General features: G+C 56.9%; 24 protein-coding genes and 2 tRNA genes. 22 read left to right on the plus strand and 4 right to left on the minus strand.

The window, feature by feature from the left end:
* The first annotated feature begins 106 nt into the window (after positions 1-106).
* From ACP0GE_RS16325 to ACP0GE_RS16340, 4 genes are read left to right on the plus strand one after another with little or no spacing between them, the layout of a single operon-like run.
* Positions 107-973, plus strand: coding sequence for an FAD binding domain-containing protein (locus tag ACP0GE_RS16325; protein ID WP_424832970.1), 867 nt, complete (start codon positions 107-109; stop codon positions 971-973).
* A complete protein-coding gene (locus ACP0GE_RS16330) occupies positions 970-1,449 on the plus strand; it encodes a (2Fe-2S)-binding protein (RefSeq protein ID WP_424832971.1) in 480 nt (159 codons plus the stop codon). The genes ACP0GE_RS16325 and ACP0GE_RS16330 overlap by 4 nt, the downstream gene beginning before the upstream one ends.
* A complete protein-coding gene (locus ACP0GE_RS16335) occupies positions 1,449-3,707 on the plus strand; it encodes a xanthine dehydrogenase family protein molybdopterin-binding subunit (RefSeq protein WP_424832972.1) in 2,259 nt (752 codons plus the stop codon). The genes ACP0GE_RS16330 and ACP0GE_RS16335 overlap by 1 nt, the downstream gene beginning before the upstream one ends.
* Positions 3,700-3,945 (plus strand): MoaD/ThiS family protein, encoded by a 246-nt coding sequence (locus ACP0GE_RS16340; protein ID WP_424832973.1) that lies wholly within the window; start codon positions 3,700-3,702, stop codon positions 3,943-3,945. Before ACP0GE_RS16335 ends, ACP0GE_RS16340 begins: the two co-directional genes overlap by 8 nt.
* A 113-nt stretch (positions 3,946-4,058) precedes the next feature.
* Here the strand turns inward: ACP0GE_RS16340 and ACP0GE_RS16345 are convergent.
* A tRNA-Thr gene (locus tag ACP0GE_RS16345) sits at positions 4,059-4,133 on the minus strand.
* 83 nt (positions 4,134-4,216) lie between these two features.
* Here ACP0GE_RS16345 and ACP0GE_RS16350 point away from each other — a divergent pair.
* The 9 genes from ACP0GE_RS16350 (at position 4,217) to ACP0GE_RS16390 (ending at position 10,014) form a co-directional block, all read left to right on the plus strand.
* Positions 4,217-4,372 carry a hypothetical protein gene (locus ACP0GE_RS16350; protein WP_424832974.1) on the plus strand — a complete coding sequence of 52 codons (156 nt, stop codon included), beginning with the start codon at positions 4,217-4,219 and terminating at the stop codon, positions 4,370-4,372.
* Between the two features lie 6 nt (positions 4,373-4,378).
* Positions 4,379-5,647, plus strand: a complete 1,269-nt coding sequence (gene murA / locus ACP0GE_RS16355; RefSeq protein WP_424832975.1) for a UDP-N-acetylglucosamine 1-carboxyvinyltransferase — start codon at positions 4,379-4,381, stop codon at positions 5,645-5,647.
* On the plus strand, positions 5,644-6,120 hold the full coding sequence (locus ACP0GE_RS16360; protein ID WP_424832976.1) for a DUF2948 family protein: 477 nt from the start codon (positions 5,644-5,646) through the stop codon (positions 6,118-6,120). The genes murA and ACP0GE_RS16360 overlap by 4 nt, the downstream gene beginning before the upstream one ends.
* Positions 6,121-6,642, plus strand: coding sequence for a GNAT family N-acetyltransferase (locus ACP0GE_RS16365; RefSeq protein ID WP_424832977.1), 522 nt, complete (start codon positions 6,121-6,123; stop codon positions 6,640-6,642).
* A gap of 61 nt (positions 6,643-6,703) precedes the next feature.
* Positions 6,704-8,005: a histidinol dehydrogenase gene (gene hisD / locus ACP0GE_RS16370; RefSeq protein WP_424832978.1), complete on the plus strand. Its 1,302-nt coding sequence runs from the start codon at positions 6,704-6,706 to the stop codon at positions 8,003-8,005.
* 86 nt (positions 8,006-8,091) lie between these two features.
* A complete protein-coding gene (locus tag ACP0GE_RS16375) occupies positions 8,092-8,571 on the plus strand; it encodes a UPF0262 family protein (RefSeq protein ID WP_424832979.1) in 480 nt (159 codons plus the stop codon).
* Between the two features lie 3 nt (positions 8,572-8,574).
* Positions 8,575-9,033, plus strand: a complete 459-nt coding sequence (locus ACP0GE_RS16380) for a low molecular weight phosphatase family protein (protein WP_424832980.1) — start codon at positions 8,575-8,577, stop codon at positions 9,031-9,033.
* On the plus strand, positions 9,030-9,428 hold the full coding sequence (locus ACP0GE_RS16385; protein WP_424832981.1) for a ketosteroid isomerase-related protein: 399 nt from the start codon (positions 9,030-9,032) through the stop codon (positions 9,426-9,428). The genes ACP0GE_RS16380 and ACP0GE_RS16385 overlap by 4 nt, the downstream gene beginning before the upstream one ends.
* Complete coding sequence (locus tag ACP0GE_RS16390) at positions 9,421-10,014, plus strand: GNAT family N-acetyltransferase (protein ID WP_424832982.1); 594 nt, start codon at positions 9,421-9,423, stop codon at positions 10,012-10,014. Before ACP0GE_RS16385 ends, ACP0GE_RS16390 begins: the two co-directional genes overlap by 8 nt.
* Before the next feature lie 35 nt (positions 10,015-10,049).
* On the opposite strand, the gene ACP0GE_RS16395 is transcribed toward ACP0GE_RS16390, so the two are convergent.
* Positions 10,050-10,586 carry a GNAT family N-acetyltransferase gene (locus ACP0GE_RS16395; RefSeq protein ID WP_424832983.1) on the minus strand — a complete coding sequence of 179 codons (537 nt, stop codon included), beginning with the start codon at positions 10,584-10,586 and terminating at the stop codon, positions 10,050-10,052.
* 168 nt (positions 10,587-10,754) lie between these two features.
* Here ACP0GE_RS16395 and ACP0GE_RS16400 point away from each other — a divergent pair, with 168 nt between their 5' ends.
* From ACP0GE_RS16400 to ACP0GE_RS16430, 7 genes are all read left to right on the plus strand, one after another.
* Positions 10,755-11,630, plus strand: a complete 876-nt coding sequence (locus ACP0GE_RS16400) for a carbon-nitrogen hydrolase family protein (RefSeq protein WP_424832984.1) — start codon at positions 10,755-10,757, stop codon at positions 11,628-11,630.
* A gap of 90 nt (positions 11,631-11,720) precedes the next feature.
* A complete protein-coding gene (gene infA / locus ACP0GE_RS16405) occupies positions 11,721-11,939 on the plus strand; it encodes a translation initiation factor IF-1 (protein WP_005978431.1) in 219 nt (72 codons plus the stop codon).
* Positions 11,940-11,950: 11 nt separating this feature from the next.
* The gene (locus ACP0GE_RS16410; RefSeq protein ID WP_424832985.1) at positions 11,951-12,529 is read left to right on the plus strand and encodes a Maf family protein; all 579 of its coding nucleotides are present in this window, start codon (positions 11,951-11,953) and stop codon (positions 12,527-12,529) included.
* On the plus strand, positions 12,526-13,548 hold the full coding sequence (locus ACP0GE_RS16415; RefSeq protein ID WP_424832986.1) for a ribonuclease E/G: 1,023 nt from the start codon (positions 12,526-12,528) through the stop codon (positions 13,546-13,548). Before ACP0GE_RS16410 ends, ACP0GE_RS16415 begins: the two co-directional genes overlap by 4 nt.
* Positions 13,545-13,727: a DNA gyrase inhibitor YacG gene (locus ACP0GE_RS16420; protein WP_424832987.1), complete on the plus strand. Its 183-nt coding sequence runs from the start codon at positions 13,545-13,547 to the stop codon at positions 13,725-13,727. Before ACP0GE_RS16415 ends, ACP0GE_RS16420 begins: the two co-directional genes overlap by 4 nt.
* A gap of 79 nt (positions 13,728-13,806) precedes the next feature.
* A tRNA-Phe gene (locus tag ACP0GE_RS16425) sits at positions 13,807-13,881 on the plus strand.
* A 99-nt stretch (positions 13,882-13,980) separates the two neighbouring features.
* Entirely contained in the window at positions 13,981-15,162 is a 1,182-nt protein-coding gene (locus ACP0GE_RS16430) for a tyrosine-type recombinase/integrase (RefSeq protein ID WP_424832988.1), read from the plus strand.
* 68 nt (positions 15,163-15,230) lie between these two features.
* Here ACP0GE_RS16430 and ACP0GE_RS16435 read toward each other — a convergent pair whose 3' ends face one another.
* Positions 15,231-15,830 carry a DsbA family protein gene (locus tag ACP0GE_RS16435; RefSeq protein ID WP_424832989.1) on the minus strand — a complete coding sequence of 200 codons (600 nt, stop codon included), beginning with the start codon at positions 15,828-15,830 and terminating at the stop codon, positions 15,231-15,233.
* A 145-nt stretch (positions 15,831-15,975) separates the two neighbouring features.
* Here ACP0GE_RS16435 and ACP0GE_RS16440 point away from each other — a divergent pair, with 145 nt between their 5' ends.
* Positions 15,976-16,344: a hypothetical protein gene (locus tag ACP0GE_RS16440; RefSeq protein WP_424832990.1), complete on the plus strand. Its 369-nt coding sequence runs from the start codon at positions 15,976-15,978 to the stop codon at positions 16,342-16,344.
* A 1,360-nt stretch (positions 16,345-17,704) separates the two neighbouring features.
* Here the strand turns inward: ACP0GE_RS16440 and ACP0GE_RS16445 are convergent.
* Entirely contained in the window at positions 17,705-18,421 is a 717-nt protein-coding gene (locus ACP0GE_RS16445) for a winged helix-turn-helix transcriptional regulator (protein ID WP_424832991.1), read from the minus strand.
* 150 nt (positions 18,422-18,571) lie between these two features.
* Between ACP0GE_RS16445 and ACP0GE_RS16450 the strand changes: the two genes are divergently transcribed.
* Positions 18,572-18,826, plus strand: a complete 255-nt coding sequence (locus ACP0GE_RS16450) for a hypothetical protein (RefSeq protein ID WP_424832992.1) — start codon at positions 18,572-18,574, stop codon at positions 18,824-18,826.
* Positions 18,827-18,840: the final 14 nt, after the last annotated feature.

Raw genomic sequence — 18,840 nt, forward strand, 5'->3', positions numbered from 1 at the left:
TTTGGGTTAATAAATAGGTCGCGGCTGCCATGGACGTGAGCGGGATGCTGCACTAACGTCCGTTTCAAACCCAGTGAATTCCTGATCAACAGGTGCGAGGTACCTTATGGATTATCATAGCCCCGCCAGTTTTGCCGAGGCGTCGGCGCTGGCTGCGAATGCGACGGGCATCACACGGTTTCTGGCCGGCGGCACCGACGTTTTGGTGCAGCTACGGTCCGAGCTGGTGACGCCTGATACGCTGATAGACATCAAGAAAATCAACGGCGTGCGCGACATCACCCGCAACCCTGATGGCGGTTGGACATTGGGTGTCGCCGCCACCGGTGCCGAGATGAGCGAGCGTCCTGATCTGTGTCGCGACTGGCCGGGTGTTGTCGAGGCCATGGATCTGATCGGATCGACTCAGGTTCAGGGCCGTGCGACTCTGACCGGCAACCTTTGCAACGGCTCTCCGGCGGCGGATTCCGTACCTGCAATGGTTGCGGCTGGTGTGACTGTTGCGGTCACGGGGCCGAACGGAAACAGGACGGTTGCTGTTGAGGACATACCTACCGGTCCCGGCAAGACGTCGCTGGCCAAGGGCGAACTGATTTCAGCAGTCAATATCCCGGCGCGCGGGGAACATGGAGGCGACGCCTATCTGCGTTTCATTCCACGGACCGAGATGGACATTGCTGTTGTAGGGGTAGGTGTGAACCTGCGTCTGAACGGTGACACGATCACCGAAGCGCGCGTGTCGCTGGGGGCCGTGGCCCCAACTGTTCTGCTTGTCGAGGATGCGGCCCAGGCCATCATTGGTACCACACTGGATGAAACCGCCCTGAGCGCGCTTGCCGCTGCTGCCTCGGCAGCCTGCAATCCGATCGATGACAAGCGCGGTACTATTGAATTTCGCACCGAGGTTGCTGGCGTTCTGGCCGGGCGCACCGCCAAAATCGCCTATGCCCGCGCGAAGGGAGAGCAAGCATGAGCAAGTTGCACGTATCCACCACCGTGAACGGTGACGCGGTCGAATACCTCTGCGATCCGCGCGAAACCCTTCTGGATTGCCTGCGGGACAAACTGAACCTGACCGGCGCGAAAGAGGGCTGCGGCACGGGCGATTGCGGTGCCTGCTCGGTCACCGTCGATGGTCGTTTGGTCTGTTCCTGCCTCATGCTGGGGGTCGAGGCCGAAGGCAAACAGATCGAAACCGTCGAAGGCATCGCGGACGGGGACGTACTGCACCCGTTGCAGAAGAAGTTCGTCGAATACGCCGCGCTGCAATGTGGCATCTGCACCCCGGGAATTCTGGTGGCCGCCAAGTCGCTGCTGGAAAAGAACCCCAACCCAACCGAAGAAGAAGCGCGGTACTGGCTGGCGGGTAACCTCTGCCGCTGTACCGGTTATGACAAGATCATTCGCGCTGTGATGGATACAGCAGCTGAGATGCGGGAGGCTTCGTAATGGCTCTGGACGATCGTAAGTCTGAATTCAGTTTTGTCGGCACTCGGCCTGAACGCCCCGATGGGTTGGACAAGGTCACCGGGCGCGCCAAGTTCGGCGCAGATGCCTATGCGCCGGGTATGCTGCATGGTGCCGTTCTTCGTTCACCCCACGCCCACGCACGAATCGTGAAGATCGATGCGTCGAAGGCCGAGGCGCACAAGGATGTCAAAGCCGTCATCACGCGCGCCGATTTTTCGGACAAACCGGAATTCAAGCCCGGTCTGGAAGGCGAATTCTGGAACGTTCTGGAAAACGTCATGGCAGGTGAGAAGGCGCTGTATGACGGGCACGCGGTGGCCGCCGTGGCGGCAACCTCGGCGCTGGCGGCTCGGGATGCGCTCAAGATGATTGAGGTGGAGTATGAAGTGCTGCCTCATGTCACCGATGTCGACAAAGCGATGGCCCCCGGCGCGCCGGTGATCCGGGAAGGGGCAGCGGACTATTCTGTGCCGGAAGGGATGCACCCCAACGTCGTGCGCTATCACGAAAGCGGCCATGGCGATGTCGAGGCCGGATTCGCCGAGGCTGATTTGGTCATCGAAGACAGCTTTGTCACCGAGGCGACCCATCAAGGCTATATCGAACCCCATGCCTGTCTTGCGTCTTTGGGCACAGACGGGCGCGGAGAGCTATGGTGCACCACACAAGGTCACTGGTACGCGCAGAAGTATTGCGCGGCGCTGGTCGGGATCGAAACGGCTCAGCTGCGGGTCACAGCGTCCGAAATCGGCGGCGGATTTGGCGGTAAAACCACGGTGTTTATCGAGCCGGTGGCGCTGGCGCTGAGCCGCAAGGCAAACCGACCGGTGAAGATCGTGATGAGCCGATCCGAAGTGTTCCGGGCCACCGGCCCGACCTCTTCCGCTTCGATGGATATCAAGATCGGGATGAAAAAAGACGGGACAATCACCGCTGCCGAGGGCATTTTCCGCCTGCAAGGCGGGGCCTTCCCGGGTGCGCCCGGCGACATGACTGCCATGTGCGCCTTTGCCCCGTACAACCTGACCAATGTGCGGCAGGTTGGCTATGACGTGATGGCGAACCGCCCCAAACAGGCAGCCTATCGTGCCCCTGGTGCCCCCATGGGTGCATTCGCGGTCGAATCCGTTCTGGATCAGCTGTGCAACAAGCTCGGGCTGGATCCAGTTGACGTACGCCTGAAGAACGCGGCCCATGAAGGCACCAAAGCCAGCTATGGTCCGCGTTATGAGCGTATAGGCCTGGTGGAAACGCTTGAAGCCGCCAAGGCGCATCCGCATTATTCGGCCCCGCTGAAACCGGGGCAGGGGCGCGGGATTTCCTGCGGTTTCTGGTTCAACCATGGTGGTGAAACTTCGGTCTCGCTGGCATTGTCCGAGGATGGTTCGGCCCAGGTCATGGTTGGCACGCCAGATATCGGCGGCTCACGCGCGTCAATGGCCCTGATGGCGGCTGAGGTTCTGGGGATTCCCTACGAGAACATCCGCGTTACGATCGCGGACACGGCGACGCTTGGCTACAATGATGTCAGTCATGGGTCTCGCGTGACCTATGCGTCCGGTTTGGCGACCATCAAGGCCGCCAATCATGCGGTGGAAAAGCTGTGTGAGCGGGCGGCGGCCAAATGGGGCATCCCGGTGGACGCGGTGAAATGGGAAAACGGCTGTGCGGTGCCTTCCGGACCCAATGCTGGGGATTTCGATCCGCTGCCACTGGCCGACATCACTGCCAATATGGGGGCAACAGGCGGCCCAATCTCGGGCCATTTCGAAGCCACGCCCGAGGGCGCCGGGGTCTCGTTCGGCACCCATATCGTCGATGCCGAGGTCGACCCGGAAACCGGCAAGACCTGCATCATCCGCTACACGGTTATTCAGGACGCGGGCAAAGCCATCCATCCCGATTATGTCGAGGGTCAGTACCAGGGCGGGGCAGTGCAAGGCATCGGCTGGGCGCTGAATGAGGAGTACATCTATGGCGAGGATGGGCGCCTGCAGAACTCGATCTTCCTCGATTACCGTATCCCGGTGGCAAGCGACCTGCCAATGATCGACACGGTGATTGTTGAGGTTCCGAACCCCGGCCACCCCTACGGCGTACGTGGTGTCGGGGAAACCGGAATCGTGCCGCCACTGGCTGCCATTGCCAACGCGGTCTCTCATGCGGCCGGTGTCCGGATGCGGCAACTGCCCATGTCGCCACCTCGCATCCTTGCCGCGCTCAAGGCCAATGGTTGAGGTCAACCTATGGTCAGGCCTCCGGTCTTTGACCGGGGGTCGTCAGATGGTCGAGGTGGAGGCCACCACAACCGGCGAATTACTGCGCGAACTTGTGCAGGCGTATCCTCAGTTAAAGGGGCCCATTGACGCTGGCGTTTCGATTTCAATCGACGGGCGCATCATCGCGACGGGGCTGGCGGAACCGATCCCGGACGGGGCCGAGATTTACCTAATGCAGCGCCTGCGCGGGGGGTGAGGCAGAGAATAGGTAAGACGTCTTGACCGCGGGTACTCCTATTGTGCCTACAAAACAAAAGCGGATAAACGCAATTGGCTACTGAGGCTCAACATGTTTTCGCACGGTTGGGATGGTGCTGCTGGAGAGAATTGAACTCTCGACCTCTCCCTTACCAAGGGAGTGCTCTACCTCTGAGCTACAGCAGCGCTGTGGGCGGGTGATTAGACTCAAACGAAACGCGGCGCAAGGGTGTCTGGACGGTTTTTTGTGTCTGCTGTAGAGAAAGATAATGGCAGATAAAAATTCACCAAAAAAACACGGCAAATCCGGTGATGCGCGCGAAGACCGATTGAAGGCTGCACTCAAGGCAAATATGGCGCGGCGCAAGGAACAGGCTAAGGCACGCGCCGCTGCGGCGGATAAGGCCGACAAAAACGAGGGATAAGAGCAGATGGATTCGATTCTGGTGACGGGCAACGGTCCGTTGAACGGGCAAATCCCCATCGCGGGGGCAAAAAACGCGTGTCTGACTTTGATGCCAGCCACCTTGCTGAGCGATGAACCGCTGACGCTGACCAACGCACCGCGGCTGAGTGATATCAAGACGATGACCCAGTTGCTGCAGTCGCTGGGGGCTGAGGTCTCGCAATTGCAGGACGGGCAGGTGATTGCGATGTCCAGTCACGACCTGACCAGTCATACGGCGGACTACGATATCGTGCGGAAGATGCGCGCATCCAATCTGGTTTTGGGCCCGATGCTGGCCCGGCTGGGGCAGGCGGTGGTTTCGCTGCCCGGTGGTTGTGCCATCGGTGCGCGGCCGATGGACCTGCATGTTGAGGGTCTGGAGGCGCTGGGTGCCGAGATCGAACTGAAGGATGGTTATCTGCACGCCAAGGCCAGCGGCGGATTGAAGGGTGCAGTGCACGAGATGCGCTTTGCGTCGGTTGGGGCGACCGAGAATATCGTGATGGCCGCGACCCTGGCCAAGGGTACAACGGTGCTTAAGAATGCGGCGCGCGAGCCCGAGATTGTCGATCTGGTGGAATGCCTGCGCAAGATGGGAGCGCAGATCTCGGGTGAGGGGACGTCGACCATCGAAATTCAGGGTGTTGACCGCCTGAACGGCGCGACGCATCAGGTCGTCACCGATCGGATTGAATTGGGCACCTATATGCTGGCACCGGCGATCTGTGGCGGTGAGGTCGAGCTGTTGGGTGGTCGCATGTCTCTGGTTGAATCCTTCGCAGCCAAGCTTGATGCGGCTGGGGTCAACGTTGATGAGACTGAAAGGGGTCTTAAGGTCGCCCGTAAGAACGGACGCGTCGCATCAGTGGATGTGGTGACCGAACCGTTCCCGGGGTTCCCGACTGATCTTCAGGCGCAGATGATGGCGCTGATGTGCACCGCCGAGGGCACCTCGGTTCTGGAAGAACGCATCTTTGAAAATCGCTTCATGCACGCCCCAGAACTGGTGCGGATGGGAGCGAATATTGAGGTGCATGGCGGCACGGCCACCGTCAAAGGGGTGGACAAACTGAAAGGCGCGCCCGTGATGGCCACCGATTTGCGGGCGTCGGTTTCCCTGATCCTTGCCGGTTTGGCCGCAGAGGGTGAAACGACGGTCAGTCGGGTCTATCATCTGGACCGGGGCTACGAACATGTGGTGCGCAAACTCGAAGGCGTGGGTGCCAAGATTGAACGGATAAAAGGCCAATGACAGACGCAAGTTTCCACGATGGGCGCGAAGCGCCGTTAAATCTGGGTGCCGAGGACAGCAATGATCTTCAAGTCATTGCAACGCTGACTCAGGATGCCGTTTTTCCGGTCACCGAGATGTCGTGGCGCCCGTCGCAACGCCGGTTTGCCTTGCTTCTCAACCGGTTCCGGTGGGAGGACAAAGAGGCCGCCACCCGGCGTAATCGCGCGTTCGAGCGTGTGCAGGCGGTTCTGGTTTTCGAGTCAGTTTTGTCGGTAGCCAGTCAAGGTATCGACCGCAGCGAAAAGGATATGATTCTGTCCCTGCTGTCGATCGAGTTCGAACCCGGTGAGGATGGGGCAGGGGACGTTCTGCTGACCCTCGCCGGTGACGGCGCGATCCGTTTGCGGGTTGAAGCGTTGGACGCCACGCTCAAAGACGTTACCCGCCCGTATCGCGCGCCTTCGGGACATGCCCCGCACCACCCGGACTAGATGCAGAACAAACGCGGCATAGCGCAGGCATTTTCGACCGTGCCCGGCGGAGTTACGCTGCGACGAGCAACAGTCTTCGATGTTTTTTCCCTCAGCCGCGTATTGATCCGTTCGATCACCGATCTTTGTGCTGCTGATCATGGCAATGACCCACGCAATTTGAGGCTCTGGACGGCGAACAAGGATCCCGAAACCATTCGAGGCTGGATCGTATCCGGTTCGGTAATCTGGCTGGCTGAAGCCGCCGGTCAGGTGGCGGCCGTGGGCGGAATTTTCGAAACCGGTAAGGTGTCTTTGCTCTATGTCGACCCCGACCATGCGGGTCGCGGGATGGGGTCCAAGCTTCTGGCCAAACTGGAACGTGAACTTACGGCTTTGGGGTGCGAGGAGGCGCGTTTAGATGCCACTCGGACGGCACGCGATTTCTATTCCAAGCAGGGGTGGGTCCAATGTGGTGATCCCGGCTCGTGGAACGGAATACCGCAGTTCCCGATGCGCAAATCGTTGCACCCTGTGGTCTGAGGGTTGAGGCCGGACCCTGCCAACGCTATGTCCCGGGGCGAAACGCCCGGAGTGTCAGACCATGCCCGTTTTCCTTGATACAGCTTCGCCCGAATTTGAGACCGCATTTCAGGCGCTGCTTGCGGCTAAGCGCGAAGACAGCCCGGATGTGGATGCCGTCGTGGCGCAGATCATTGACGACGTGCGGGTGCGCGGCGATGCGGCCGTTATCGAGCTTACGGCCAGGTTTGACCGGTTTGACCTGACGCCCGAAACGCTGGCGTTCAGCGATGAAGAAATCGCGGCAGCGATTGCACAGGTGTCGCCCGAAGATCGTGCCGCGCTGGAATTGGCTGCGGACCGAATCCGTGCCTATCACGAAAAGCAATTGCCCTCGGATCAGGAATGGACGGATGACACCGGTGCGACATTGGGATGGCGTTGGTCGGCCGTTTCAGCGGCCGGTCTTTATGTGCCGGGCGGGTTGGCCTCTTATCCGTCGTCGGTTCTGATGAATGCAATCCCGGCCAAAGTTGCAGGGGTCGAGCGGTTGGCGATTGTGGTCCCCACGCCAGACGGGCAGGTGAATCCGCTTGTTCTGCTGGCCGCGCATTTGTCAGGGGTAGACGAAATTTATCGTATCGGCGGGGCGCAGGCAGTGGCCGCGTTGGCTTATGGCACCCAGACGATTGCACCGGTGGACAAGATCACGGGCCCGGGCAACGCCTTTGTGGCCGCGGCCAAGCGGCGGGTGTTTGGTAAGGTCGGCATTGATATGATTGCCGGCCCCTCTGAAATTCTGGTGATTGCCGACAAGGATAACGACCCTGATTGGATCGCCCTGGACCTGCTCAGCCAGGCCGAGCATGACGAAAGCGCGCAGGCGCTTTTGATTACAGACAGTGCCGAGTTTGGTCATGCGGTGGCCGATGCCGTTGCGAAGCGTTTGGAAACCTTGCAACGCCGTGAAATTGCCGGGGCAAGCTGGCGGGATTTCGGTGCGGTCATCGTCGTGCGCGACTTGGACGAAGCGGCAGAGCTTTCCAACCGGATCGCCCCTGAACACCTTGAACTATGTGTCGCCGATCCGCAGGCGCTTAGCGCCAAAACCGTTCACGCGGGTGCGATATTCCTTGGGCAATACACGCCCGAGGCCATTGGCGACTATGTCGGCGGTCCCAATCACGTGTTGCCGACGGCACGCTCGGCGCGGTTTTCGTCCGGGTTGAGCGTGATGGACTTTCTCAAGCGAACAACGCTCAGCCACATGACGCCGCAGGCGTTGCAGGCAATTGGCCCGAGCGCCGCGCAACTGGCACAGTCTGAAAGCCTTGAGGCGCATGGCCTGTCCGTTTTGGCGCGGTTGCATCGGTTGAATGGTTGATTTGTCGTTCAGGCAGAGTTTCTGCGCGTTGCCCCTGCTGGTCTGTTGATATAGGTCTGACCTGATCTGAACGGACGACAGAAAAAATGACTCGCATTTCGCATATCGAACTGGATGACAGCAACCTGCCGCCTCCGACCCCGGAGATTGAGCAGGAGCGCAAGGTGGCGATTTTCGATCTGCTTGAAGAGAACTCGTTCGCATTGCCCCAGCGGGAAGATCGTCAGGTTCCCGTTGGACCTTACCATCTGCAATTGTCGATCCGTGACAAACGTCTGGTTTTCGATATCGAAACCGAGGAAAGCGAAAAAGCGGCTGAATTTCATTTGTCGCTTGGCCCCTTTCGGCAGGTCGTCAAGGATTACTTCCAGATTTGTGAAAGCTACTTCAACGCCGTGAAAACACTCCCGCCCAGCCAGATCGAAACGATCGACATGGCGCGGCGCGGCATCCACAACGAAGGCAGCCGGGTGCTGCAAGAGCGGTTGGAGGGCAAGGCCGAGATCGACACCGACACCGCCCGCCGCCTGTTCACGCTGATTTGCGTACTGCATTTCGGAGGGTGACAGGTGAAGCCCCTGCCGCAGTCGGTCCTGTTTTGTTGCGACCATAACTCGGTTCGGTCCCCGATGGCCGAAGGCATCATGAAGAAGTTCTACGGCACCGGCACTTATGTGCAGTCTGCCGGGGTGCACAATGACCTGGAAATAGACGGCTTCTGCATCGCTGTCTGTCAGGAAATTGATGTCGAGTTGTCGCGCCACCGGTCCCGGTCGTTTGACGAGATGGAAGAATGGGGCGATGACCTCAGCTCGTTTGACCTGATCGTCGCCTTATCCCCGGCCAGCCAGCGAAAAGCACTGGAACTGACCCGGTTTTTTCATCTCGCTGTCGACTATTGGCCCATTATGGATCCCACCGGGCTGGGCGAAACGCGGGACGAAAAGTTACTTCACTATCGACAAACACGTGACCAGATCATCAGTCATCTGAAAGATCGCTGGGGCGAACCAATGGAGAGATCATGAACGCAACCGTGAAAACCTATTTTGACGCTTTCAATGCTGGTGATGTTGACGGCATGCTGGCGTGTTTGTCCGAAGATGTGGCCCATCACGTCAACGAAGGTCAAATTCGGGTAGGCAAGGAAAAGTTCGCCGCGTTCTGTGCCCATATGAACCGCTGCTACAAAGAGAACCTGACCGATATCGTTGTTTTCGAAGCCCAAGGCGGCACGCGCGCCGCCGCCGAGTTTACCGTGAACGGCACCTATCTTGAAACGGATGGAGGCTTGCCCGGGGCAAATGGGCAGACATACCGCCTGCCGGCCGGATCCTTTTTTGATCTGAAAGACGGTAAGATCACCCGTGTGACCACGTTCTACAACTTGGCGGATTGGACCAAACAGGTTTCAAATGGCTGAGGTGAGCGCAGTTCGCGCGCTGACCGGATCGGGGCTTGAGGCCGCTCTGGACGATGTTGCGCGCCTGCGGATCGAAGTGTTTCGCGCATGGCCTTACCTGTACGACGGTGACCTGGAATACGAGCGTAAATACCTGCAATCCTATCGGGACAGCACCCGCGCTATCGTGGTCGGTGCATTTGATGGTGACAGGCTGATCGGGGCATCCACGGGGGCTCCGCTAGTGGATCACGCCGATGATTTCGCCGCCGCGTTCGATGGAACAGGCTTGGACCTGAATGACATTTTCTTTTGCGCGGAATCGGTGTTGCTGCCCGCGTATCGCGGCCAAGGTGTTGGCCATAAGTTCTTCGACCTGCGTGAAGCACATGCGCGGCGCTTAAGCTTCTCGAAATGCGCCTTCTGCGGTGTCCAACGACCGGCTGACCACCCGATGCGCCCTGCGGGCTATCGCCCGCTTGATGCGTTCTGGCGCGCGCGGGGGTATGCGCCCTTGCCGGGCGTGATCGCGCAGTTTTCGTGGAAGGATATTGGGGAAGACGGTGAGACGCAGAAACCGTTGCAGTTTTGGATGCGGGATCTCTAGAACTGCATAAAGGGCCACGTGACCTCTCTGATCACTCAGCCGGTTGAGAAGACAAAGTAATCTCGTGTCGCAGTAGACTGTTCTGGATCATGTGAAAATCCAGACTTGCGCAGAACGTTTGCCGATGCAGCGTTGCTTTTATCCACGCCAGCAATCAGTTGCGCCGGGGGACCTGCTTCCAACGCTGCAACAAGTGCTTTCACCGCCTCGGACGCATATCCCTGCCCCCAGTAATCCTCGTGAAAGAAGTAGCCCAGATTGATCGTTGGGCGCTGTTCGGGTCCGGGTTCAGCATGTAGTAGTATCAACCCTGCAAAGGTGCCTCGGTCGCGATGCTTTACAAGCAGAACATGAGCTTCCTCGCTGCGATCCGCGATCCAGTCATCTATTCCACTATCAGGGCGCGGAAACTGCATCGAAAGCGGCAGGTATTGCGTGACCTGAGGCGTAAGCGCAGTTGCCAGAGCGGTTTTGAGCTCGCTGGCCTTGTGTGGATCTGCGGGAACACTGGCCCAATCCTCGATACGCAATCGGGCCGTGCTAATCCGACCAAGATACGAAAACCTATCCACGGCAGTGACTTCCCTATTTCCAATGCTCATCTGACGCGCTAACTTACGGTACGGCTACCCATTGCGCACCAATACCACCTGCAGGTACCTCGGATCAAAAAGTAGACCTGTACATCAGGCAATCTTACCTCCTACCCTTACGCGAAACTGACCAACAGGAATTTGTTCGTGAAAATCGCAACCGCCGCCTATCCGCTGGATTGGCTCGACAGTTGGGCCCAGTACGAAGACAAGTTGGCGCGTTGGGTTTCGGATGCGGTGGGGCAGGGCGCTGATCTTCTTGTCTTTCCCGAATATGGCGCGATGGAGTTGTCTACGCTCGATGGAGCCGAAACGGCGGGTGATCTGGAACGCTCGATCATGGCCGTTTCGGATCGGATGGAGCAGGTTCAGGCTGTGCATCGGCGTCTGGCGCAAGAACACAAGGTTTATATTCTCGGGGCTTCGGCACCGGTTCTCTGCGGGCCGGGCCGACCGGTGAACAGGGCCGTATTTTACGCGCCGGATGGTGCGCATGACCACCAAGACAAACAGATCATGACCCGGTTCGAGCGTGAATCCTGGGATATTGCGCCCGGCGGTTCGTTAAAGCTGTTCGACACCGCATTGGGTAAGATCGGTGTGCTGATCTGCTATGACAGCGAGTTTCCCCTGTTGGGTCGCGCACTCAGCGATGCCGATCTGATCCTTGTGCCCTCGTGCACCGAAGCTTTGTCGGGGTATTGGCGCGTTCGGATCGGAGCAATGTCGCGCGCGCTTGAAAATCAATGCGTTACGGTCATGGCTTCGCTGGTCGGGGATAACAGTTGGTCTGAAGCGGTCGACAAGAATACCGGCATGGGCGGCATCTTCGGGCCACCCGATACCGGTTTCCCGCAGACCGGAGTGTTGGCGGAAGGTGCCATGAACCAGCCCGGCTGGACCTTTTCAGACATTGATTTGTCTGCCATAGCCAATGTTCGTAAGGATGGACATGTGCTGAATAGAACGCATTGGGCTGAACAGGCGCCCAGAGTCGAATCAGTCACAATCTCTTCGCTTTAATGATTCCGGCCTTGAAATGAGCCCAAAATAAGCTCATTTAAGCGCACATCCCCGCAGATTCTGCGGGTGCAACGTAACGATGGAGACAACATGGCCAAGGAAGATACGCTCGAATTTCCCGGTGTCGTGAAGGAACTCCTGCCTAATGCGACGTTTCGGGTCGAGCTGGAAAACGGCCATGAGATCATCGCGCATACGGCAGGCAAGATGCGCAAGAACCGCATCCGTGTTCTGGCCGGCGACAAGGTTCAGGTCGAGATGACCCCTTATGATCTGACCAAGGGTCGGATCAACTACCGCTTCAAGTAACGCCTGCCGCAATGGCGTTTATCCTAGGATCGGGCAGCCCAAGGCGGTTGGACCTGCTGGTTCAGCTTGGCGTGCGGCCCGATGCCATTTGCGCACCTGACATTGATGAAACACCGTTGCAAGGGGAGCTTCCGCTTCCCTACTGCAACCGTATAACGCGGGAAAAAGTGCAGGCGGTTCAGGCGGGTGGCGATGATATCACCCTGTGTGCAGATACCACTGTTGCATTGGGCCGTCGCATTTTGGGTAAGCCCGAAGGCACGGGCCAGGCGGCAGAATTCCTGCATGCCCTATCCGGTCGGCGACACCGGGTGATCACTTCTGTTGCCGTTCGGCGCGGAGATCGGGTCTTGCAACGGGATGTAGTGTCCCAGGTCAAGGTCAAACGCCTGTCGGATGTTGAGATCAACGCCTATCTTGCGACCGGAGATTGGCAGGGCAAGGCCGGGGCCTATGCTATACAAGGTCCGGCCGGCGCTTTCATTCCCTGGATTTCAGGATCATTCACCGGCATTGTCGGCCTGCCCCTGTCTGAAACTGCCGCTCTGCTATTGGGGATCGGCTACCCACTCTATCGCGAGGCTTCATGAAGGGTCGTACTGTCGTTCTGGATCACATCCAAGGCCGCGAGGCCGCGGCGCTTATGGTCGATGGCATCCTCGAAGATTTCCTGATCGCCTCGGATGCTCCGCCCATCGGCACGATTTACCGCGCCCGCGCGGATCGGCCCGTGAAAGGGCAAGGTGGCATGTTCCTGACCACTCCCGACGGGCCGGCCTTTCTGCGGCAGGTAAAAGGCCTGGCGCCTGGCGTGCAGCTTTTGGTGCAGGTGACGGGCTTTGCCGAGCCGGGCAAGGCGCTGCCGGTGACGAACCGTATTCTGTTCAAAAGCCGGTATGCCATTGTGACCCCTGACGCTCCGGGTCTGAACATCTCGCGCAGTATCCGGGATGAAGACGAACGCGACCGGCTGCTGGAAATCGCGCATGACCAGATGCAAGGCTGCGACTATGGCCTGATCCTTCGGTCCTGTTGCCATGGCGCAGACGACGCAGACATTGCCGAGGACGTTTCTGCCATGCGCGCGCAGGCAGAACAGGTGATGCTGGACCCCGGCACCGAGCCCGAAACGCTCTGCGATGGTGACGCACCGCATGTCCTGGCCTGGCGCGATTGGACGGACCCGGCAGAAGTCGCGACCGCTGCGGGCAGTTTTGAAACCCATGGCGTTCTTGACGCGCTGGACGTGGCGTCCGGCATTGTCGAGCCGTTGCCCGCAGGGGCATCCCTGTTCATACAGCCCACGCGGGCGCTTGTTGCGGTAGATGTGAATACGGGCAGTGATACCTCTCTTGCAGCCGGAACCAAGGCCAATTTCGCTTGCGCAAAGGCATTGCCCCGCGCCCTTCGCGTGCGCGGTCTGGGCGGGCAGATCACGCTGGACCTGGCGCCGATGCCCAAAAAAGACCGTAAGGGTTTTGAATCTGCGCTGCGCTCGGCCTTCAAGACGGATCTGGACGAGACGATTTTGGCCGGATGGACCCCGCTTGGACATTTTGAGCTTCAGCGAAAACGCGGCCGGGTTCCGCTGGCGGAGGTGTTGAAATGAGTTGCCCAATCTGCGGAAAAGAGACTTTGCATGCCTTCCGTCCTTTCTGCTCAAAACGCTGCGCTGACATTGATCTGGCTAAATGGATGAACGGTTCATATGCCGTGCCATCCGAGCGTGATGAGGATGTGGATGACGAGCTGGATCAGGCTGTACCCAAACCGGTTCGGCCCCATTGAAAAAATGTAAAAAAGCCTCTGGACACTGCCGGTGGCAAGTCATAGAACGCCTCCACCCAACGGCAGCCGCCGTTCCCGTGCCCGGGTAGCTCAGGGGTAGAGCAGTGGATTGAAAATCCTCGTGTCGGTGGTTCGATTCCGCCCCCGGGCACCATTAACTCCCTGAAATACTTGATGAATTTTGATCGTTGAGCCTTCGGATTCTCAACCGTAAAAGTTATGCACAGGTATGCACTCCTCGAACGGTTCCGACATGGCCAAAGATTCCAAAAATCGAATACTCAAGATAAAACACCTGCGTAAAGGGCTGGCCATCCTAATGTATGCCCGAGGCCCTTATTGGTATGTTCGCCTTAGAGACCCGATAAAGGGTAGTTATGTACTGCGTTCTACGAAAGAAACATCACGGGTCGAAGCCCGTGAGGCGGCTGAGGAATTTGCTGACACGTTCCGCAGCAGGGCCAACAGCGACCACGCCAAGAAGAAAGCTACCAGTTTTGAGCATTACGCCAAAAAGTTGATGGCTGTGCAGAAAGGTAAGTCGAAATGGTCGGATGGTGACAACAAGCTGCTGAACCGATCCAAGGATGGGCTGATCTGCTATTTCGGCAAATATGATGTCAGCAAGATCACCACGGGGATGGTTCGGGATTATCTGATTCACCTGGATGAGAACCGGCCAAAGCGGTTGGCGGAATCAACCAAGGCCAAGCACACCATTATCATCCGCAAAGTCCTGACGCTGGCTGTCGAGGATGGCCTGCTGGATGTGCTGCCGGTGATGCCAAAGCAAAAGACCGTTGATACGCCTCGGCACACATTCACCGATGACGAATACAAACGGTTCATGAAGGCCACTGGAGAGTGTGTCAAACGCAGAGACAAGGTGCGTGGCGTCGAGATCACCGGTCATCATGCCAAGATGTTCCGCTTTGTGGTCCACACGTTCCTCCGTCCGACTGAGGGCGAACTGTTCGGCCTCAAGCACAAGGATATCCAGATCAAGGGTGACCCGGCTCATCTGGAAATGAGTGTGCGGGGCGGTAAGACAGGTGGTCGTGTCAGCGTGACGATGCCTTTGGCTGTGCCCCTCTACCATGCCACCTTGAACCCATTCGATGAGAAGGGGCCGGACAGGAACGGTTATGTCTGGATGCCGGAGTACCCAAACCGAACAACGGCGATTAACACGGCTCGGCGTATCTTCAACCACATATTGGAAAAGGCCGATCTGCTGGATGATGACCGTAAGCTGTCACCTTACTCACTTCGGCATTATGCCATTCAGTCCCGGGTGAGGTCGTCGAATGGGAAGGTGAACCCCCACACACTTGCCAAGAATGCTGGAACATCCGTGGATCAGTTGGAGCGGTTCTATTTGAAGAACATGGCTCCCACGACAGGGATCATTGAGAACTTGCAGCACCGGGAGTGAGTTTTGGTCGAAACAAGCTGATTGCCCCAGCGGTGAAGTTGCTGTTCGGGGTCTAATATATGGCGAATTCAAAGTGCCTCGAGGTAGGTTTCCAACAGTGGCAACCGATCATTTCCCCAGAATAACTCTCCGTCTGCAACGAAAGTTGGCACTCCAAACGCACCGTCTTTAAGGGCGTTCTGGATCGCTAGCTCGTGCAGTGAAGCAGCTTCACCGCCGTTGAGGCCATCTGCAATTTCGGCGGGTGACACATCATAGTTTCTGGCAACAAGTTCTAGAGAGTTCATGGTCATCGTCGCACTTTCAGAAAAAATGGCATTGAAAATATCTTTTATAAGCTTCTGCCGTAGGTCCGGGTCCGGCAGGCACCAGCAAGTTAGTGCCAGTGCATTGGAGGGGAGTGAAGATAAGTCAGGCTCATTGAACGCTACATGATAATGCACTGCCCATCGTTTTGCGTCTCGTTCTCTGAACTTGGGATCGTACTGTCCAGCTAATATTGGCTGGTCACATGGCGAGCCATCGGTTCTGGCGCGTCTTATCAAATCAACTGAATTTATGGGTATCCAGTCAAATTCAATGCCACAGCTTTCCGCAATTCGGTCAAGTTGTGTTGATGCAAGATACGAGTAGCGGCTTCCTAAGCCAAGGTATGCTTTGACCTTCACAAGCTGCGCCTCCTATTCGCAAAGTAAGCCAGTCCTGAGTATCGCCAAAGCCAGAAGTATCAGCAAGAAACCAAAAGTTATATTCCAGTCCGTTGTCTGCAATCGTGAGCCATAGGACGCCGTTGGGGTAGCAAAGGAGATCCCAATGGCACTTGAAAAACAATTCAATCTGGAAGCAGCGGAAAAGCCCAAGACGACCCAGCCGTCCCATCAGCGTCGTCAGAAATTCATCGCTGCAATCGACAAGCAGTTGGCCGGTATGGCGACAGGGGAAATCAGCAACCCGACGAAAAGCACTTGGGTTTGGCAGTCGAGCAAAGGCGAATGGTTCATCTCGCCGAGGTACGGTAAAGCGTCTCTCGAACTGGCTCCGGGATTGTCAGCGATCAAATGCACGGATGCAGAGGACGTGGTGCAAAACCTTGAAAAGCTGAAAAGCCTCACGAGTGACGGCAAACTGGATGCGGTCCTTGAGACGGCTGCGACAGCCATCCGCAGCCGGTTCGGAAAGTGACATCTGCCGGTTGCTTCGAGAACTTTATTTGGTCCCGTTGGGTTCTGATGGAACGCAATGGGACCTTTTGCTTTCCGGTTGGTGTCAACCACGAGCAACAAAAAACCAAACCATGCGAAGCACTTCACGAAGTGAAGTTGATAGCCAAACAATTGCTGGACGGTGGCGATGGATGGCAAGTTTTGATCCTATCAAGGTTTGTCAGGTCCAATATGGATAGCAATGGGATCAAGATCATCATCCAGCCAGTCCAATGGTCGAATAAAATCTCCAAGCACATGCGAAGCATTTCACGAAGTGAAATTGATGGCTATCCATTTGCCGGTAGATGGCAATAGGTAGCAATCATCATTCCTTTATGGTCCCGACGGCCACCAGACCGAACGCCATGGGACCAAGTACTTACCCCGGCCAGCCCAACCAACCGGTTGAAACAAGCTAGCAGATGCGAAGCACTTCACGCAGTGAAGCAGTAAGCTATCTGTTGGCCATCATCTGGCAATGATTGATCAATCGCTTGCTTCGCAAGACATTCGCTTCGCGAATGTTAATCCTTTTTTGGTCAATTTGGATTTTGGACATACTTCTCCTATCCGTTGAGGAGAAGTCCGACGACCCCGTGGGTTCTGTCATACCATCCACACACGATTGCTTTCCAAAGCACGGCTGGCGGTTATCCGGTCTCAGCCTACGTGCTGCTTAAACAGCGGACCGATATGCTAGCTTTGCGTGGACGGCAGCGGGGCTAGCTCGGCGACGGCACTTCCCCGTCTCGTGATGACAATTATTTTGCTCTGGCTTTCTCATGGGGGCTTTCATCCTTCCCCCGCTTTCGCTGTCTCCTGACCCTACTATTCGATGACGTCATGTCTGCTGGCCTACTGATTTCGGTTCGTCACCATCCGGCGGAAATTACCTTCTGATCGCATGACGCTTCGGGCTGTCTATATGTGGTTTGCATCGCGGTCCTGATGCAAGAGAGCTACGAGCTGTGTTCAATGTGTTGTCGTGTGCGGTGTGTGTCTGCGTATGATCTATTTAGGGGGCACAGATCGATGTTTGGTCATGAATCCGTGATTAAATCGGGGTCAGCGCAAATTCGGGAGAATATCCCCTGAAACACAAGGATCGGGGCAAATTCTCCCACGGCCTTGTGGTCCGGCAACGGAAAAATAGTAAATGTACCGTATGGGTGTAGGGGGTTAACAATTACCATTTTGGCAGAGGCAGTTTGGCGTGTTCCAGCATCATCGTATGAATTTGGGCTCTCGTGCAAGGGTTTTGGTCAGACGCCAACTATCAAGGTCTGCTTCGAGCCCTTTGCGACGATTGAAGGTAACTCCCGTACTGACAAAGATCGCTATTCAGCCGCCGCCAATTGCAGAGTGCCTTCGACTGATGCCAGTGCCGCTCGCGGCATCCATCGGTCGATGGTTCGTTCTAGCACTTTATCTCCGGAAAGAAACATGCGGCCTTCCGCGACCTCTCGAGCAACGCTTGTTCGACCGTAAAAAACAGCTCCAAATGACAGCTTGGTCGTTTCGATATACAAGTCCACGTCAAAGGAAGGCACGTCTACACAGGCCTCAACAATACCGCTGTGGGGCTCATAGACCAGCCAGTAGACTGGGAATGGCCCCTCTTCATCGGCAAAATTCATACGCACTACTACGCGCCGACGAGGAAGTTCGTTGACCACGATCATCTGGCGCAAATACCACATAAGTCGCGACAAATCATAACTGCACACAGCCAGCTCGGCTTCAATATGTTTCTGGGTCCACTCAGCCAAAGCATCTAGTATTGGTACCAGAGCGTTCGCCTTATCTGTAGGCAAGTAGTCTATGGTTCCTTTGCCTTTGTCTTCGATCCGTTCGATCAGACCTACTGCTTCCATCTCGGATAGCCGCTTTGAAAGGATTGCCGGAGAAATGTTGCCAAGTACCCGCTTAAGGTCGGTGAACTTGGTGTAGCCGTTATACCCCATTTCGGTCAAAATCGGGATTGTCCAACGCGGCGTCAGAATTTCGCACGCTTTTGAGATTGGGCAAATCATTCCATAGGATTTGGCAGGCATCGTGTCAGTCCTCCCTCCTGTTCAGATTATATCTTCAAGTAGACCCCGTTCCAGTTCAGAAACTGTACCGGGGTTTAAATCGCTCTGAACTGGCCTGGGGAAGGCAGGTCGCGCCATGTTTTCCTTGTATCGCACGGAGGAGACAGACGAATGGTGGACTACCCGACTTCACCCGCATCGGCGGATGGTTACCGCTTCATCGCTGGTAAACTTTGGCGGACCTTTCAAGCCTATCGCGAGGAACGTGTTAAACGACAAAAACTAGACGAAGCGTTGCGTGAACTTAATTCAGCCCATCTGCGCGACATCGGGTACATCAGAGAGGGCGTTCTGGATGCTGGCAATTCCCAAAGTGAATCGAAACAACCTGGCAGCCGCATAGAGATTTTCGACATGACCTTTTGATGCGATCCTGCCGA

It is taken from the genome of Ruegeria sp., from assembly GCF_965243365.1.
Lineage (GTDB): Bacteria > Pseudomonadota > Alphaproteobacteria > Rhodobacterales > Rhodobacteraceae > Ruegeria.

What these genes read in the sequence shown, in the direction of transcription:
- ACP0GE_RS16325 (WP_424832970.1), top strand. Translation starts at nt 107, where the DNA reads ATGGATTATCATAGCCCCGCCAGTTTTGCCGAGGCGTCGGCGCTGGCT.
- ACP0GE_RS16330 (WP_424832971.1), top strand. Translation starts at nt 970, where the DNA reads ATGAGCAAGTTGCACGTATCCACCACCGTGAACGGTGACGCGGTCGAA.
- ACP0GE_RS16335 (WP_424832972.1), top strand. Translation starts at nt 1,449, where the DNA reads ATGGCTCTGGACGATCGTAAGTCTGAATTCAGTTTTGTCGGCACTCGG.
- ACP0GE_RS16340 (WP_424832973.1), top strand. Translation starts at nt 3,700, where the DNA reads ATGGTTGAGGTCAACCTATGGTCAGGCCTCCGGTCTTTGACCGGGGGT.
- ACP0GE_RS16350 (WP_424832974.1), top strand. Translation starts at nt 4,217, where the DNA reads ATGGCAGATAAAAATTCACCAAAAAAACACGGCAAATCCGGTGATGCG.
- murA (WP_424832975.1), top strand. Translation starts at nt 4,379, where the DNA reads ATGGATTCGATTCTGGTGACGGGCAACGGTCCGTTGAACGGGCAAATC.
- ACP0GE_RS16360 (WP_424832976.1), top strand. Translation starts at nt 5,644, where the DNA reads ATGACAGACGCAAGTTTCCACGATGGGCGCGAAGCGCCGTTAAATCTG.
- ACP0GE_RS16365 (WP_424832977.1), top strand. Translation starts at nt 6,121, where the DNA reads ATGCAGAACAAACGCGGCATAGCGCAGGCATTTTCGACCGTGCCCGGC.
- hisD (WP_424832978.1), top strand. Translation starts at nt 6,704, where the DNA reads ATGCCCGTTTTCCTTGATACAGCTTCGCCCGAATTTGAGACCGCATTT.
- ACP0GE_RS16375 (WP_424832979.1), top strand. Translation starts at nt 8,092, where the DNA reads ATGACTCGCATTTCGCATATCGAACTGGATGACAGCAACCTGCCGCCT.
- ACP0GE_RS16385 (WP_424832981.1), top strand. Translation starts at nt 9,030, where the DNA reads ATGAACGCAACCGTGAAAACCTATTTTGACGCTTTCAATGCTGGTGAT.
- ACP0GE_RS16390 (WP_424832982.1), top strand. Translation starts at nt 9,421, where the DNA reads ATGGCTGAGGTGAGCGCAGTTCGCGCGCTGACCGGATCGGGGCTTGAG.
- infA (WP_005978431.1), top strand. Translation starts at nt 11,721, where the DNA reads ATGGCCAAGGAAGATACGCTCGAATTTCCCGGTGTCGTGAAGGAACTC.
- ACP0GE_RS16410 (WP_424832985.1), top strand. Translation starts at nt 11,951, where the DNA reads ATGGCGTTTATCCTAGGATCGGGCAGCCCAAGGCGGTTGGACCTGCTG.
- ACP0GE_RS16415 (WP_424832986.1), top strand. Translation starts at nt 12,526, where the DNA reads ATGAAGGGTCGTACTGTCGTTCTGGATCACATCCAAGGCCGCGAGGCC.
- ACP0GE_RS16420 (WP_424832987.1), top strand. Translation starts at nt 13,545, where the DNA reads ATGAGTTGCCCAATCTGCGGAAAAGAGACTTTGCATGCCTTCCGTCCT.
- ACP0GE_RS16430 (WP_424832988.1), top strand. Translation starts at nt 13,981, where the DNA reads ATGGCCAAAGATTCCAAAAATCGAATACTCAAGATAAAACACCTGCGT.
- ACP0GE_RS16440 (WP_424832990.1), top strand. Translation starts at nt 15,976, where the DNA reads ATGGCACTTGAAAAACAATTCAATCTGGAAGCAGCGGAAAAGCCCAAG.
- ACP0GE_RS16445 (WP_424832991.1), bottom strand. Translation starts at nt 18,421, where the DNA reads ATGCCTGCCAAATCCTATGGAATGATTTGCCCAATCTCAAAAGCGTGC.
- ACP0GE_RS16450 (WP_424832992.1), top strand. Translation starts at nt 18,572, where the DNA reads ATGGTGGACTACCCGACTTCACCCGCATCGGCGGATGGTTACCGCTTC.